Origin of the sequence: Lysobacter antibioticus HS124, from assembly GCF_000336385.2 — a bacterium.
Classification (GTDB): Bacteria; Pseudomonadota; Gammaproteobacteria; order Xanthomonadales; family Xanthomonadaceae; genus Lysobacter; species Lysobacter firmicutimachus.
Genome location: NZ_HG424603.1, coordinates 20,710 through 37,410 on the forward strand (window position 1 = coordinate 20,710; position 16,701 = coordinate 37,410).

Below are 16,701 nucleotides of genomic sequence, written 5' to 3' on the forward strand. Positions count from 1 at the left end.
CTCCGTCAGATCTCGTAGAGTAGGTGCTACGACTCTAACGGGAGGGGCGAGGATCACTCAGTGCCGTGCAGGCGGAACGTCGACGATGCTTTATTTGATTTGTATTTGATGACTGAATTGGGGGCGGCAAATGGCTGATTTTGAATCTGGTCGTTTAGCATTAGATCGTATGATTTCAGAGTTTGGAGCCTTGACTGAAATCAACGAGTCCGATACTCGATTGAAGCTAATCAACGCCCTTCTATTCGAAGTGCTGGGATGGTCGTTGCGAGATTCTGTTACTGAGCGTCACGGTCCAGATGGCTACTCTGATTATGAGTGTGGCAATCCTGTTCGTTTGCTTGTAGAGGCAAAGAAGACTGAGGTCGCTTTTGAATTGCCCGCCGGCTGGGAGCGGGCAACAGCTCCTATTGAACTGCTATGTCGTGAAAACTCTGGAATTAAAGCTGCTATTGAACAGGCAATGAATTACTGTTTAACGCGTGGCATTCCATATGGAGCGGTAATTAACGGACATCAGGTCATTGCATTCGTGGGGAGCCGGAAGGATGCCGTGCCCCCCTTGAAGGGGCGTGCATTGGTTTTTTCATCGCTTAATGATATGAGCGAGAGGTTTAGTGAGCTTTGGGATGCGCTCTCGCCCGCCGGTACCGCTGAAAGCAGTCTTGATAGGGTTCTGAATGCTGACGTGTTGCCGCTGCCTCCGGAGAAATTAGCTCAAAGACTTATTGATTACCCGGGGCATAAGAATAGAAACCCGACTTCTGCTGAAATGCAGATTCTTGGGGGTATATTTCTTGAGGATCTCGCTAAAGAGCCGGCTCTCGAGGAGCGCTTTCTTGAAGAGACCTACTGCAAGAGTGGTGCGCTTTCACAGTATGCGTTGGTTAGTAAGGATTTATTGAAATCTAGATATTCTCAGTTTTTTGAAAAAGAAGCTGGAGTTACTGCGTCGCCAGCGACGACTAAAAAGGGTTTGTCTCCAGATGTCATAGCTAATATCGGTGCTGCTGCTGTCAGTCGCCGACCTATATTGCTTGTGGGGGATATAGGTGTAGGGAAGTCTATGTTCATTCGGCGTCTGATTAAAGTCGATGCAAAAGATGAGCTCTCGAGGGCAATAGTTTTATATATTGATTTTGGCTCTAAGCCATCAGTTGCTGAAGATCTCGGTTCTTATGTGGCTCACGAAATTGTCAGGCAGATCCGTGTTAATACGGGTCTCGACGTGTATGAGGATTCTTTTGTAAGGGGCGTTTATAATAGGAGGCTGGAGGATTTTTCCCGGGGAATCTTCGGCGCATTAAAAAAGATCGATTCCACTGCATATCTCATAAAGGAGATTGAGTTTCTTTCTGAGCTCGTATCGAATCGTGATGAGCATTTGAAAGAGGTGCTGTCTCACATATCTAAAGGGCAAAAGCGTCAGATAGTTATTTTTCTTGACAACGTTGATCAGCGCCCGATCGAGTTTCAAGAGCAGGTTTTTCTAATTAGTCAAACTATGGCCTCAGAATGGCCTCTAACTGCTTTTTTGGCTTTGCGCCCCGAAACATTTTCTGAATCTAAGGTGCGCGGGTTCATAGCTGCATATCAACCTCGGGTCTTCACGATAGACCCGCCCCGGGTCGATCAGGTGTTAGTCAAACGCCTTGATTTTGCTTTAGAGTCTCTTCGGGATAAGGGAATCGTTAATTCATTGCCATTTGGGGCTGAATTCTCGTCTTCCAAGCTTCTCGACTATATGCAGATGATTCGTGATGCTTTGCATCGAGGGGATGCATTGGTTGAGATGATTGATAACATGTGCTCGGGAAATGTAAGGGATGCACTTGGGTTTTTGACTTCTTTCGTCGGAAGCGGGCATGTGGATTCAAAGAAGATCCTTGATGCCGTGGAGAAATATGGGCAATATAGATTGCCATTACATGAGTTTCTAAGGGCTGTTATTCTAGGGGATCATGAGTACTACGATCCTTCTGAATCTCCTTTTGTTAATATTTTTGATATTTCATCTAATAGCCCTGATGAGCATTTTCTTTTATCGGCGCTTGTTTCTTTCGTTGATCGGCAGGGGCAGGTTGGAGGTTCGGAGGGATATGTTGAGAAGGATCAGGTATACAGAGCGTTGCAAGAGGCTGGATACCACCCAAATCAAATCCGGGTAGCTCTTGGTCGATGTATGGATAAAGGGCTTGTTACAACGCCTGTGCGCCTTAGGGGTGGTGCAGGTTCGCGACTTTGTGTTAGTGCTGCGGGGGTTTATACAATCAAGCGTCTTCCAGATATGCTGGCTTATGTAGATGCGGTGATTGTCGATGTTCCTATTACCGATTCTATGTTTCGCGGGCGAATTCTAGATGCTAAGTCAATGGATGAGCGTCTAGAAAGGGCTGATATATTTTTGAATTATCTGGATCAATGTTGGTCATCTGTTGCTCCTAGATTGAATCGAATTTATGAGTGGGTGCCTCACGCTACAGCTTGTAGAGCGGATATTGCTCGGATACGCACTAGGCTGGTCTAGTTGGCGTAGAGAGAAAAGTGCTTTTTATGGAAAGCTGGCGGCTCATTTTTTCAATTTGCATCCGGGCTAGCCGAGCCGATTTCGTCACCTTCTGGACGGGCGACGCGTTCAGTTTTGGCCTCTTTGATGCAGGCCGCGCGCGCTCTCTCTTTGTGCGGTAGTTCTTCGTTCTAGACGATTAATCCGTGATCCGAGCAAATGCCAGTTCGCTCGGTGGGATTTCGCAATGGCAAGCCGCGCCATCATCGTTGCAGGCGTAACCCGGCCTAGCGAGTGAATAAATTCTGAGCCGTGTCGGTGTTCGACCCAAGCGTGGCCGCAGCGCATAGCCACGGCCGCAGAACGACGAAGCCGAGCCACATCAGAAGTTTGCGACGCACGTCGTCGATTTCGCCGTACTTTATTCTGAATATTCTAGTTTTGGATATTGCAGCCGCGCTTGTAGCTTTGCCCTATCGAAAGAGGTGCGCCGATATGCAAAGTACAAACCCCGTTGCTCACCCCACGTCCTGCTGCTGCTCACTACCGGCAGGCGCCCTCCAAGTACTCACCCAAACCCGCGACCAGTTGCGGTTACTCGCCCAGCTAACTGAGCCACACGGAGAGGGCGGCCCCGATGTGGTCTACCTCTCGGCACAGGCGCTAGCCGACTGCTTTGATCGTCTGGCCGACGATTTGGAACGGATAGTTGAGGCTGTCAGCCCATCCAGGGTATAGCGTGTTCCGCCCTCGGTGAGTGCGGTAGTCCGTCGCTCTAGACGGCCAAGCCGATACCTGAGCAGCATCCCAACTCGCTCGATGGGAGTTCGCAATGCCAAGCCGCATCGTCATCGTTGCAGGCGCAACCGGCCTCGTGGGCAGGGAACTTCTGTCCGGGCTGCTGGCGGACCCGAGCGTAGCCGCTGTGCACAGCCTCGGCCGCAGAGTGCCGGCGGAGCAGCATCCCAAGCTGACGGCGCATGTCGTCGACTTCGCCGCGCTGCCTGATCTGCCACACGCGGACGAGGTGTATCTGGCGTTGGGCACGACGATCAAGGTCGCCGGCAGCCAGGCGGCGTTTCGTGCCGTCGACTACGACGCCAACCTGGCGGTGGCGACGGCGGCGTTGGCCGCGGGCGCCAAACGGGTCGGCTTGGTCAGCGCGATGGGCGCCGATTCCAAGTCGAAGGTCTTCTACAGCCGGGTAAAAGGCGAACTGGAGGACGCCTTGGCGGCGATGCCGTTCGAGGGCATGGTCTTCGCGCGTCCATCGTTGCTGGTCGGGGACCGCGAAGTGCTCGGGCAACCGACCCGGCAGGGTGAGGTGCTGGGGTCCGTACTCGGCAAGGTGGCGGGGTTCCTGATCCCGGCGAACTACAAACCCATCGACGCGTCGGCGGTGGCCTCGGCTCTGCTGTCCGCGGTTCCGTCGGCCCAAGGCCGTACGGTCCTGCTGTCCGGTGCGATGCGGCGGTAGGCGCATCGACCGCCCCGAGTTCGCCATGAAAGCATTGCGGCGGAGTCGCTTTATTCGTCGGCGGCGTTGCGCCGTATAGCTGCGCAGGCGGTTGCTGCTGTGCTGCGTGCCAACCAGGGGAGTGGTGGGCCGCGGTTACTTGGGCTGCTTGCAGCCCAGCTCTGCCATCGCCTGCGTTGGATGGGTCCGCGTCAGCTCGAAGACCGTAAACCCCGCAGTGTACTTGCCGCCATCCTGCTGGCTGGCCCGCGCATAGACGATGTCGCGACCGGGAATCGACAGCTCGAAGAACGCACCAGGGCCGGCGCCTTCGTCGAACGGGGCCGGGGCGCATTGGTCGGCGATCATGACGAGCTGGGCGGCGGCACCGAGCTGATTGCGCAGAATGGCCACGTAATCGTCGGAGTAGAACGGCTTGCTGATCGCGACGGTGCCGACGTCGGTCTGCGAGCCGATCAGGGTCAGGGTGGACTGACCCTCGTTGCGCCGCACGGTGCCGTGCTCCATTCCCGGGAGGCCGTTGGGGACGTCTTCGTCGGCGAAGCCGCGCAGCAGAACGGTGCCCTGGCGGAAATAGACGCCGGGGCCGCGCGCGACCGGCGCCGGGTCGGTCCAGGTGATCTGGGGCAGGGCGGCGTAGGCGTTCCAGTCGCGGCCTCGGTCGCTGGCGAATACGCGGGCGACGGCGAGCAGGGCGCTCGGTTCGGCGGGCGTCGATTGGCCAGTGTGGGCTGGGGGGCTTGAGCGCGGTTCGCCGCCTTGATCGCTGGGGTGACATGCGACTAGGCCCAGCACGACGGCAGCTGCAATGCCGGGGTATTTGCGGTTCATGCTATGGCCCACTGGCGGTTGTACGTGTTGAAGTCATGGGCGACCGTGGCGAAGCGCCCCGCATCGTTGCGTATGCTGCCATCGATCAACGCGACAGGCCCGGACGAGCCGGCTCTGCGATCACGTCGTTGAGTTGCTGGCCCGCCAAGCTCTGTTGTTCGCCCAATCGCTGATTGACCGCCTCCAGCCGTTGCATCGACGCTTCCACCGGCGTCGCTACGGCTTGCTCGGTCTTCATGTGGGCGCGCAGGTGCGCCGGGTCGTCGAGCGCGCCTTGTACGACGAATACGTTCTCGCCTGGGCGCAGGCCGGTGCCGCCTTGGCTGAGGACGACATGGTCGATGCGCTGTAAGCCGTTTTCCTTGGCCAAGCCCAAGAGGCTGGCGGCCAGTCGTTCGGAGCCTGCATCGGGGGCTTTGCCCAGCGCTCGGTCCAATGCCGCTACGCCTTCGATGGCCTGCTGATACAGGCGGTGATCCAGATGGGACGGGTCTTGCGCGGTGCTTGGGCCCTGCAGGTGTTTAGCTTCGTCGCGATTTCGCGGGGTGTGCCGCAGTTCTATAACCTGTCTGGGCTGACTGCTGGTGTCGACCAGATAGAAGGGGCCGTCGCGCATCGGGCCGAAGTCGAAGGACTGGGCGCGCAGTTTCTGCGGATCGAGGCCCAGCGATTTGAGATCCAGTTCCGCGCCGGTGGGCGAGCGGTCAGGGTCCAGCCTGCGCGCCTCGAACTCCTTTTGCGCAATCATCGAGATCGCGTAGGCGGCGGTGTCGTAGCGGTATTCACCCTTCGTACGGGCGATGTCGTAGAAGCAACTGGCGACGGCGTCGATGTTGGCGGCGTCTACTGGTATGGCGCCGGCCGTGCTGTCGAAGCACACGCGTGGATCCAGGGACCCAGGCATTCCTGTCACGCAGGCGGAATGCGGGCGGGCACGCAGCGCGAACGCTTCCGCGGTGACCGTTTCCCCCGCGTTGCGCATTCGGTCGGCGAGGGTATTCATGCCGTTCAGTTCGGCCAGGGCTTCTTGCCTGCGGTCGCTTTGGATATGGTTCGCGACAATTGCGGTGTAGTCGCGCCTTGCGAGATTACTTTGGGCCAGCTCCTGGACCTGCCCAACGAAACGGACGTTAGCGGAAAAAGCGTCCGCTCGCTGCATAGCGTGGGAGACTTCGTGGCCCATGACGGACGCGAGGCGATCCAACGTTCTGCGGGTCTCGGGCTGGTCCAGCACGCGGGGGCTCAGGTTCAAGGCGCGATGGGTCGAATCGTAGGTGCCATCGGCCGACGAGTTTCGAGCGACGTAGCCCAGCCGACCTATGTCGCCGGCGTCGATGGCTCGGGTGAGCTCATGGTTCAGCTTGGGCGAGCTTGCAATGGTTTTGGCAATAAGCTCGAGCTGTTGCTTGGAAGCGCCGTCTCTGCCGAACTCGTGGAAGAGCGATTCGCGCCGGTCCATGGCGATTTTTAGTTCTCAATGATCATTTCGATCGTGATGGCATGCACGCAGGCGGCCTGATCGCCTGCGGGCGTGTCGTGATAGGTGTAATCCACCAATAGCGACTGCCGGCCTTTCCAGTATTGCCAGGCCTGCGGCAGGCCGTCCGGTCCCGGGAATTCGCTGTCCCGATAGCCCATGGCTTTCAGCTGGTCGTGCAGGCCGGTCAAGGGCAGCGCGCAGCTATGGCGTCGCTGCGGGTCGTAGCGTTTTTCGTCTGGCAGGTAAAGCTGTACTTCTTTGTCGCCGTTGGCGTACCGGGTGAAATCAAAAGCGTAGCCCGAGCCGGAGTCGAGGACGCCCCGAGCCGACCAGGTGCTTTCGACTTCGGAGGGACCCAATGAGAGGTGTGTCAGCGCTTCGACCCGAGCCTTGCTCAGATCGTCCGGGCCCTGGACGCCTTGGATCAGGGCGAGGATTTTCTCGTGCAACGCGGCGCTGCTCAGCTTGGGCGCTGAGGCCGGTGCTTTAGACGTGTCGTTCATCGGGCGAGGCTCGGAGCGGGGCGGCGGTGCGGGCTGTTCAGACCGTGTGGCCTGCGGCGCGGTCGCGGATACGCCGGAGGGCGAGCCGCAGGCGGCCAGGCCCAGGCATAGGATCGCCCAGCCGAGCGCGCTTGAACCGGTGTGGATTTTGGCGATGAATCCGGGCATGAGCGGCATCCGCAATGACAAGCCTAGGGTTGCGGAACGGCCGCTGCCTTGCAAGAGCAACCGGCAGTTGCGCTGTTGCTGTTCAATGCGGCCGCTAATGGTCATTCGCTCAAGCCACCGGGGTAGGCAAACGGTTGCAGCGAGAAAACCATCGGACTAGGCCAAACCGGAACACCCGTTCCGTTTCGATCCATCGGCACCCAATCGTCGTGTCAGTTCTGACAGGTCCGCGCGCATGCGCATTCGCAGCGACCGCTATAAGTCGCTCGACAGGTGTCCGCCTGTCTCGACCAAAGGAGCGTTTGCCTCATGGATTTTGGATCTCGTCGTTCTCTGCGTTTCGTCCCGGCCGCGTTGGCGGCCGGTCTGTTGTGTTCGCTGGGGCTGCAAGCGCAGCCGGTCGGGGGCGACCCGATCGCGGTGTCGTATGCGCAGACCTATCACGTGCCGGTGTCGGAGGCGCAGCGCCGGATGGCGCGGGTGCCGGCGATCGCGCAGTTGGAGCAGCGCTTGCAGCGCGAGCTGCCGGAGTCGTTCGCCGGGCTGTATATCGAGCACCAGCCGGCGTACCGGGTGGTGGTGCGGTTCACCAAGACGCCGAAGGCTTTGTTGGCCCGGTATACGAAGGACCCGGTGTTCGTGGCGCAACTGGCGCCGCGGCCGTTGGAGCTGCTGCGCGGGGCGCAGGAGGAACTGGCGGCGCAGTTGAGTGCGTCGGGGGTGGCGTTCGAGTCGGGGGTGGACGTCAAGGCCTCGCAGATCAACCTGTTCGTGCTCGACACCGCGGCGGCGGGCAAGCGCTTGTCGGGGCTGATGGCGGTGGCGGATTACATCAAGGTGCAGAAGGTGCCGGCGTTGATGACGCCGACCGCGATCGTCGGCGGCAATCAGGTCGACGGCAGCACCCAGCGCTGCACCACCGGCTTCAACGTGTTCAACGCGGCGCGCGAGCTGGGGGTGATCACGGCGGGGCATTGCGACAACGCGGTGACCTACATCGGCAGCCCGAATGCGACCTTGGCGTTCCAGAGCGAGCAGAACGGCGGTTCGCTGGACCTGCAGTGGAACAAGCAGTCGGGCGGCACGGCGCAGGAGCAGAGCAACCGGATCAAGCTGGTCGGCGGGCCGCAGGCGACGATGGACATCACCAGCGAGACCACATCGGCCAACCTGCCGCTGGGCACGACGGTGTGCAAGATGGGCATCACCACCCACTACACCTGCGGCGAGGTGGCGGACAAGAACGCGCAGGCGATGTACGCCGGCTCGGTCGGCACCTATATCCGCGTGCACAACGCCAACAACCAGGTGATGACCGCCGCCGGCGACAGCGGCGGGCCGGTGTTCGGCACCAACACCGCCTATGGCCTGGTCCACGGCCGCGGCGGCACGGGCACGTCGACCCACAACGACCTGTACTTCATGCCGGTGGATCACTTCTCCGCGATCGGAGTGACCTTGCTGAAGGAGAAGTTCGCCCTGACCAGCATCCCCAACGTGTCCGGGCCGCACAACGTCAGCTTCCAGGCGCAGGTGTTCTTCCAGGGCGTGCCGAAGTTCCCGGTGCAGCGCAAGACCAAGATCGTCAGCTGCGCCTCGGGCTGGACCTGCAGCGATTACAACGGCACCTACAACACCAGCAGCGCTTCGCCGCTGACTTTCAACTACAAATGCAACACCAGCGGTTCGACCCCGACATCGACCTTCGTCTGGAGCACGACCCTGATCGGCGCCGACGGCGTGGCGACCAATGCGATCCAGCACACCAGCACCTGCACCGCGACGACGCTGGCCGGTGCGGCGAAGGCGGGCGGCGAGGGCGGGGCGCCGTCGATCACGATCGAGCCCTGATGCAAGCCTGGGGCGGTGGTTGTTGTCGCCGCCGCCCCCCTTGTAGGAGCGGCGTGAGCCGCGACCGCGCAGCTTCAGTTTCGCGTCGCTATCCCCTGCAACCAACGCTCCCGGGGTAGGAGCGGCGCAAGCCGCGACCGCGCGGCGGGACATCGCGCCGTATTTTGCCGCAGCCGGCGCCATCTAAGGGGCACACAAGCTGCGACCGCCCTGGCCATTCGATCGCTGTGTCTCGGTCTCACGCTGCGAGAACAGTCCTTGCCAAGCTGTTAAGGAGCGTGCCACCGCGAAAGAAGTGAGGTGGCGGGCTCAGCGTGACCCGCCATGTAGAGTCGAGGAATCTCAATGAAGCCATCCGCCAGATTCGCGGAATTGCTGTCGTTCTTTGCGAAAATTGCCACGGCAGGGGCGGTGCTGGCCTCTGTTGGCGCAGTTTGCCTGCATGTGTCCGGGTACGCCGCGGAGCGAACCTATCTGCGAGGATTCGGCATCGACCCCGATAGTTTTCCGAGAGGTGTCGAGGGCATGATGCTGAAGGGGTACTACAGCGTCATCGACTTGGGTGTGCTGATCGTCAGTTCGGTCTTCAGCTGGATGTCGCTTCTGATGATCGTCTATCTGGCGATCGTGATTGCTTTCGTTCGGTGGGAACCCGGGACACGCGAGCCGCCTAGGCGGGTTCTAGCCCTCAGGGGAAGCCGATTCGCTCCCTATCTGGCCAATTTATCGTTGTCTGCGTTGATTGTGTGGGCAGTGTTTCTCGCGCTCTTCGTGGGAATGTTCCTGCTCGTCATCCCGGGCTACGTCGGCGAGAGCTTTGGCGAGAAGCGGGCGAGGCAAGAGATACAGCGATGCCGGCAGGGGTGCACCGCCAGAAGTCCCTGTGCGCAGATATGGAAGGACGAGAAGCCGATGGGTGAGGGGTTCGTTGTCGCTACCTCCGCAGAGCGGCTTGCGTTCTACGACACCAAAGTCCGGATGGTCAGGCTATTGCAGAGTTCGGACTATGAACTGCGCACGCCGATACAACCGATGTTCGACGTAAAGAAACCGGCCGAGTGACCCCGAATGAACGGCATGGGTGGAGCCTCGGTGCGCTATCCCATTTTTGGGCGTGCGGTTATCGATGGGTGATCGGTCGGGCACAAGGCGAAAAAAGCATCGCAGGTTGGCTGCGGTTCGACGCTAGCGTGCGGCGACGCGGTCGCGACTTGCGTCGCTCCTACCCCTGGGGGCTTTGATTGCCGGATGTGGCGGTGTAGTCGGGGGCGGCGGCGACGAGCGGTCGGTAAGGCGACCGTTGGTCGTCTGAATGGGGCGCGATGTTGGCGGAACTGCGATCGGTGTCCGAGGCTGCGCGGGGCGGACGTTGTCCCCCAGTGCCGGCCGCGTGCCCGCTTCCTGCCGCGGGTGCGCCGGCATTCCCCCGTTGACCAGGACCTGTGTCATGACTACCCATTCGACGTTTCGGCGCGGCCCGAGGGGTTGGGCTGCGGTTTCACTGATCGCGTTGGGTCTGGCTGCGTTCGCGTTCGCGAGCCGGATGTCGGCGCCTTCGTTCGAATCTGCGCAACACGACGCGGCGGGTGCGCCGCAGGACGCCTCGGGGACGGGCGGTCCGAATCCGCTGGCCTTGGCGGCCATGCAGGTCAACGGCGGCGCTTCGCCGGACGGCATGTGGCAAACCCTGCCGGCGGTGCAGTTGCCCGAGCGGTTCCCCGCGCCGACCGCCTACGTGCCGCTGACGCTGGACGCGATGATGCTGGAAGCGCGCTTGCGCGGCACGCCGCGCGAGACCTTCGGGCCGATTCCGGCGCAGACACTGATCTATCTGCCGCGCGCGAGCGGCGGTTTCGTGCAGATCGCGCTGGCGCAAAGCCAGCTGTTGGGTCCGGTGCTGGCAGGCCAGTATCCGCAGATCAAGACGTACGTGTTCGAGGATGAGCGCGAGGGCTTTACCGGCCATATCACCGTCGGCACCCGCGGGGTGTTCATTTCCGGCCAGACCGACGACGGCATCCTGCGCGTCGAGCCGGTCGAAACCGCCAACGGCCGGGTCTACCTGAGCTACCGCGATCAGGACCGCACCGACGGCGCCAACGATTTCCATCAGGACGACGATCACCACGGTACGCCGGTGCCGCGGTTCTCCGCTGCGCTGGTGTCGCAGATCCAGGCCAACGCCAAAGTCTCGGCGGGCACGCAGCTGCGGATCTACCGGCTGGCGGCGTCGACCACCGGCGAGTTCTACCAGGCCCGCGACGCGGGCGGCGGCGCGGCCGACGTGCTGTCGTCGATCGTCGCCGATCTGGCCGGCGCCAATGCGGTGCTGGAGCCGGAGGTCAGCGTGCGCCTGGTCGTGGCCGATGCCAGCGACGAGGTGATCTACAGCGATCCGGACACCGACCCGTTCGACAACACCCAGAGCCCCTGCACGCTGCGCGACGCCAATCGCGACAACAACAAGGTGGTGCTGGACGACGCGGACTACGACATCGGCTTCCTGTTCGCCACCCGCGGCGGCAACGGCGCCAGCGGCTGCGCCTGGTTCGTGGTCTGCCTGACCACCGACGACACCCTGCACAAGGGCCGCGGCGCGGGCCAGATGGGCAACAACGGCGCCAACAGCGCCAGCGGCTTGCTCGCGCACGAAGTCGGCCACCAGCTCGGCGCGCGGCATACCTTTACCGGGTCGGACGGCAGTTGCACGCTGAACGAATTCCTGGCCGGCGACAGCGAAAGCGGCTATGAGCCGGGCAGCGGCACCACGCGCATGTCGTACAACGGCAACTGCGGTACCGACGATGTCGACACTTCGGCGATCGGCGCCGGTTCGTATTTCCACTCGCGCAGTTTCGACGAGATCGTCACCAACGTGTTCAGCGGCGACGGCGCCACCTGCGGCACGCTGGTGAATACGGGCAATCTGCCGCCGAACGTCGATGCCGGCGGCGACTACACGATCCCGCGGCAGACGCCGTTCGAGCTGACCGGCTCGGCGACGGACGCCGATGCGCTGACCTACAACTGGGAGCAGTTCGACCGCGCGGTGACCCAGCGGCCGATCAACACCGATCCCGGCGACGGGCCCTTGGTGCGTTCGCTGCCGCCGGGCGCGTCCAGCTCGCGCATCATCCCGAACCTGCAGGACCTGCTGGACGGGGTGACCCGCGCCGGCGAAATCTTGCCGCAGGTCGACCGCGAGATGAACTTCCGCCTGATCGCGCGCGACAACCGCATGGGCGGCGGCGGTGTGGCCTACGACGGCATGCACATCCAGGTGTCGGGCAGTCCGTTCTTCATCACTGCGCCCAACAGCGGCGCGCTGGGCGCCGGTTGCACGGTGCCGTTGAGCTGGGAGGTCGGCGGCGGCTCGATCGCGCCGCAGGTCAGCGCCCTGTTCTCCAGCGACGGCGGGCAGAACTTCGCCACGACGCTGATCGCGGCGACCGCCAACGACGGCGCGGCCTCGTTCGTGGTGCCCTGCGCCAGCGGTGCGGACAACCGGATCAAGCTGCAGTCGGTCGGCAATATCTTCTTCGACATCAACGACCAGGACCTGAGCGTGACCAATACCGCGCCCAGCGTCGCGGTCGATACCGCCGGCGGTGCGGTCGACGAGGCCTGCGAGTTCACCGTGCAATTCAGCGCCCAGGCCACCGATACCTGCGGCGTGCTGGCGGGCGATGTCTCGGTCGAGTTGATCAAGGCGGCGAACAACTTCACCCTGGGCACGCCGACGATCAATATCCAGCAGGTCTCGGCGACGGAAGTCGGGGTCAGCGGCAGCGTGGTGGTGTCCGAGCTGACCGGTTCGCCGGCGCAGCTCAGCGTCCGCGTCACCGCGCAGGACGCCTGCGGCCTGTCGACTCAGGACACCGCGGTGGCGCAGATTGTCGACGACACGCCGCCGACGATCGACGTCAGCCTGAGCCCGGATCAGCTGTGGCCGCCGAACCATAAGATGGCGCCGATCTGGGCCGCGGTGGTGGCCAAGGACAACTGTCCGGGCGTGGCCTACGCCCTGACCAGCGTGACCAGCGACGAGCCGGACAACGGCAACGGCGACGGCGACACCGTCAACGACATCCAGAACGCCGCGATCGGCACGGCCGACCTGCAGTTCGACCTGCGCGCCGAACGCGCCGGCAACGGCGACGGCCGCGTCTACACCGCGACCTACACCGCGGCGGACGGCTCGGGCAACGACGTCAGCGATGCGGACACGGTGGTGGTGCCGAAGAGCAAGTAAGTTCTTGGGGGGCCGGCAGATGCAGGAAGAACGCCGCCTTCGGGCGGCGTTTTTCTTCCTCGGCAACCCCTCCCATTCGTGTCGCCCCCCCCTGCAACCGATGCTCCAAAAGGTAGGAGCGGCGTAAGCCGCGACCGCGGGCCCCATCTTCGCGTCGCCATCCCCTGCAACCGACGCTTCAAAGAGTAGGAGCGGCGTCCCACGGGGATTTCCTCCGGTCACAAGTCGCGACCGCAACGGCAGAGGTCGGTTTCTAATGGCGGCGCCGGGAATCGGGGTTTCTGCGCGTTCCCTGTCGCGGCTCACGCCGCTCCTACAAGAGCGGAAAAGCGCCCCGGATGGCCGGGGCGCTCGGTTTGCCACTACGGTCGCGATGACTTACGGCGTGGTCTTCAAGGTCAGCGAGTACGCGCTCAGGATCGGGTTGATCGGGCTGTAATAGCTGTTGCCGCCGCCGGTGCGGCCCTGGCGGCCCTTGCAGCTGCCGCTGCCGCCGGAGAGCACGCCCTGCGCCTGGCCGGCGCCGGTGATGAACGAACCGCCGGAGTCGCCGCCTTCGGAGCAGGCGGTGGTTTGAGTCAGGCCGGTGACGGTGCCGTCCGGATTGCCGGCGTCGTCGACGTAGGACACGGTGACGTTCTTGCTGCGGATGGCGCCGCAGCGCCAGCTGCTGGTGCGGCCGGAACGGCACAGCGCGGCGCCGACCGCGGCCTCGGTGCTGCCGACCACGTTGACGTCGCCGTTGCCGTAGCCGTACACGCTGGCCGACAGGGTGTGGGTGCTGTCGACCTGGACCCAGCCGCGGTCCGGGCCGGTTTCGTTGTTGTCGGGCATGGTCGAGGCGGCGAACGAACCCAGGCGCACGCCCGGGGTCCACTGCGAGACTTCGTGATAGACCACTTCGCCGGTGTCGCCGCAGTGGCCGGCGGTGGCGAAGCCGTTGGTGGTGCCCTTGGTGACCGAGAAGCCGACCGAGCAGGCATAGACGTAGCCGTCGCCCGGATCGCGCAGGTAGCCGCGGCCGCCCTGGATGGCGATGCGGCGCTGCGGCGCCTCGGCCAGGGTTTCGAAGCGCACGGTATCGCTGTCCAGGCCGCTGCGCGCGACGAAGTCGACCGCGGCGTCTTCCGCACCGGGCGCGACGCCGACGATCACGCTGTTGCTGGGCAGGTCGACCGCCCAGCTGTACACGCCCTTGGGCGCCTTGCCGTTGCGCGCCAGCTGACTGTCGAGCTGGGCCTTGGCGCGGTCGAGCGCGGCCAGGCTGTGGCGGGCCTGGCGGGTTTCCACGCCGGCCGCGGCCTTGGCGGCCTTGATCGACGTGCTGGCGGCGACGAAGGCGAACGAGCCGTCGGCCTTGCGCTCGAGCCAGGCGCCGGCGTAGTGGCGGCCCAGTTGCTTGGCCAGCGCCTTCTCCTGCTGCGCGGCCAGGCGTTCGGCCTTGAGGTACTGGGCCAGTTGGTTGCCGGACAGGCCCAGGTCGCGCTGCATGGCCGTCTTCAGGGCGGGGGCGATGTCGTCGGCGGCGAAGGCCGCGCCGGACACCATCATGACCGCCGTTGCAGCGAGAACCGACTTACTGATCTTGCGCATATCCAAAAGCTCCTAGGGCAGAGAAGGGATGCGGACAGCGATGCGGCCGGTTCGGAGCGGGCGGGGATGAGCCGGTTGGGAGCGCTCGGGTGGGCCGCAATGAATGGAACGGGGCGGTGCGATGGCGTCCCTACCTTGGAAGTGCGACCAAGTGCCTGTTTTGCGTGCGGGCTCAGCAGCGCTTGGATGAAGATCGTGAATGAGGAGCGGCCTACGAGGTAGGAGCGACGTCCCACGGGGATTTCCTTCGGTCACGAGTCGCGATCGCGAGGCTTGGGGCTCGCGTCGTATCCATCTGCGACCGATGCGGAAGACGAAACGCGACGAGCAATCTGTCGGCGATGGAGTGAGCGGATCGGTCAGTGGGCTGGCATAGAGGTTCGGCGCGAGACGGAAGCTCCGTCGCGGCTCGCGCCGCTCCTACCCGCGATACGGCGTGGTTTCTGATCGCGGCGGCGGGCGTGGGTCGCTCTGCGCGTTGCGTGGTCGCGGCTCACGCCGCTCCTACAAGGGGGCCAGCGCCCCGCGTGAGCGGGACGCTGGGAGTACCCACTCAGGGCATGGCTTTGACCCGCGAAATCGCCGCGCGCAGGTCGGGCAGCGGGCCGATCTGGCCGCCGGCGCCGGTTTGCGGGGTGCCGGTGGCGATCAGCAGGTCGCGCATCTGCCGCGGCGTCAGGGTGATGCCGCGTTGCTTGGCGATGCCCGACAGCGCAACCACCGCCGACGCGACGATCGGCGAGGCGCTGGAGGTGCCGGAGAACGTCTTGGTGTAGTAGGCGTTGACGCCGCCGTTGTACAGGTTGCCGTAGCCGGCGGTGGTGACGCAGCGGCCCCAGGCCTGGACGTTGACGCGGCGGCCGTAGGTCGAGAACGGCTGCTTGGCGCGCTCGGCGACGCTGTCGCTGCACCAGGCGTTGGAACGCGGGCCGCCGGCGCCGACGATGATCGAGCCCGAATCCGGGCGGCTGCGCGGGAACGGCGAGCCGAAGCAAGCGGTGTTGTCGAGGTTCATGTTGCCGTTGCCGCCGGCCTGGACCACGTGCACGCCCTTGTTGGTGGCCACCACGATCGCGTCGTACACCGACGGCGTCCATTCCACCGGCACGTAGTTGCTGCAGCCGCTGGGGCCGGCGGCCTGCTGTTCGAGCAGCATCACGTCGCCGGCGCGCAGGAAGTTGGCCGCGGTGAGGATGGCGTTGGCCAGGTCGTAGCCGCGCTCGGTGTTCATCGCATTGGTGTAGTGCGCGCTGGCCCCGTTGACCAATCCGGTGACGCCGATCCCGTTGGCGTCGGCGACCAGTTCGCCCATCACCGCGGTGCCGTGGTTGTTGTCGTTGAACGGATCGCGCGGGGTGCCGTTGCGCACCTGCGCGCCGGCCAGGCGCAGCTTGGACAGGTCTTCGTGGTTGACGTTCCAGCTGTATTCGATGTCGAGCACGCGTATGCCGGCGCCGTTGCCGCCGGGCTGGGTGCGGGCGTAGTCGCTGTCGATGCCGCTCTGCGCGGCGGGCAGTTTGTAGTGCTGGTTGCCGTCGTAGGCGGGCGAGGCCGGCAGCGGCACCGGCAGCGGCGCGGGGTAGGCGATCTCGACGATGCCCATGGCGTTGAGTTCGTCGATCACGCGCCGGATGTCTTGCCCCGGGCGCAGGCGCAGGCGGAACCACTGGCTGAGGTCGGGTTGGGCGTTGCCGGCCTGCGGCTGCGCGCTCTTGGCCAGGCTGGACAGGGTGGCGGCATCGGCGCGGAACAACGGTTCCATCGCCGATACCGGGCCGGCGCCGCCGGTGAGGCTTTCCAACGCGGCCAGGCGGCCGTACTTGGCCGAGATCGGGCGGCCGCCCTGCAGGCTGACCTGGCTGTCGCGGACGAACTTGACCTCGATGACCTCGCGCGAGTCGTAGCGGCCGAGCGTGGTCTTGAGCGGTTTGGCGAACACCGACGGCGCGGGATCGGCCGGCGGTGCGGCCAGCGGCGCGGCGGCCGGCAGGGCGGCGAGAAGCAGCAGCGGCAACAGGCGCAGCCGGCGGGCCGGCGCGG

11 protein-coding genes are annotated in these 16,701 nt (G+C 63.4%); 6 read left to right on the top strand and 5 right to left on the bottom strand.

Going from position 1 to position 16,701, the window contains the following annotated elements; genetic code table 11:
• Positions 1-130: 130 nt before the first annotated feature.
• The 3 genes from TX83_RS23040 to TX83_RS21230 all read left to right on the top strand — a co-directional run bounded on the left by TX83_RS23040 (position 131) and on the right by TX83_RS21230 (position 3,983).
• On the top strand, positions 131-2,527 hold the full coding sequence (locus tag TX83_RS23040; protein ID WP_141233617.1) for a hypothetical protein: 2,397 nt from the start codon (positions 131-133) through the stop codon (positions 2,525-2,527).
• A gap of 474 nt (positions 2,528-3,001) precedes the next feature.
• On the top strand, positions 3,002-3,244 hold the full coding sequence (locus TX83_RS24280) for an XAC0095 family protein (protein ID WP_428992588.1): 243 nt from the start codon (positions 3,002-3,004) through the stop codon (positions 3,242-3,244).
• A gap of 94 nt (positions 3,245-3,338) precedes the next feature.
• Positions 3,339-3,983 carry an NAD(P)H-binding protein gene (locus TX83_RS21230; protein ID WP_064749981.1) on the top strand — a complete coding sequence of 215 codons (645 nt, stop codon included), beginning with the start codon at positions 3,339-3,341 and terminating at the stop codon, positions 3,981-3,983.
• A 135-nt stretch (positions 3,984-4,118) separates the two neighbouring features.
• On the opposite strand, the gene TX83_RS21235 is transcribed toward TX83_RS21230, so the two are convergent.
• From TX83_RS21235 to TX83_RS23045, 3 genes are all read right to left on the bottom strand, one after another.
• Positions 4,119-4,814 (bottom strand): hypothetical protein, encoded by a 696-nt coding sequence (locus tag TX83_RS21235; protein WP_064749982.1) that lies wholly within the window; start codon positions 4,812-4,814, stop codon positions 4,119-4,121.
• Between the two features lie 85 nt (positions 4,815-4,899).
• On the bottom strand, positions 4,900-6,273 hold the full coding sequence (locus TX83_RS21240) for an XVIPCD domain-containing protein (protein ID WP_064749983.1): 1,374 nt from the start codon (positions 6,271-6,273) through the stop codon (positions 4,900-4,902).
• 8 nt (positions 6,274-6,281) lie between these two features.
• Positions 6,282-7,070 (bottom strand): hypothetical protein, encoded by a 789-nt coding sequence (locus TX83_RS23045; RefSeq protein WP_141233618.1) that lies wholly within the window; start codon positions 7,068-7,070, stop codon positions 6,282-6,284.
• A 204-nt stretch (positions 7,071-7,274) separates the two neighbouring features.
• On the opposite strand from TX83_RS23045, the gene TX83_RS21250 reads away from it, so the two are divergent.
• From TX83_RS21250 to TX83_RS21260, 3 genes are all read left to right on the top strand, one after another.
• Complete coding sequence (locus tag TX83_RS21250; protein WP_141233619.1) at positions 7,275-8,816, top strand: S1 family peptidase; 1,542 nt, start codon at positions 7,275-7,277, stop codon at positions 8,814-8,816.
• Between the two features lie 345 nt (positions 8,817-9,161).
• Complete coding sequence (locus TX83_RS21255; RefSeq protein WP_141233620.1) at positions 9,162-9,878, top strand: hypothetical protein; 717 nt, start codon at positions 9,162-9,164, stop codon at positions 9,876-9,878.
• Between the two features lie 580 nt (positions 9,879-10,458).
• Positions 10,459-13,068, top strand: coding sequence for a reprolysin-like metallopeptidase (locus TX83_RS21260; RefSeq protein ID WP_261370243.1), 2,610 nt, complete (start codon positions 10,459-10,461; stop codon positions 13,066-13,068).
• A gap of 378 nt (positions 13,069-13,446) precedes the next feature.
• On the opposite strand, the gene TX83_RS21265 is transcribed toward TX83_RS21260, so the two are convergent.
• Both TX83_RS21265 and TX83_RS21270 read right to left on the bottom strand, forming a co-directional pair.
• Positions 13,447-14,661, bottom strand: a complete 1,215-nt coding sequence (locus TX83_RS21265; RefSeq protein ID WP_064749988.1) for a S1 family peptidase — start codon at positions 14,659-14,661, stop codon at positions 13,447-13,449.
• 553 nt (positions 14,662-15,214) lie between these two features.
• Positions 15,215-16,701, bottom strand: a 1,487-nt coding sequence (locus tag TX83_RS21270) for a S8 family serine peptidase (protein WP_064749989.1), incomplete at its 5' end; no start/stop codon positions are given.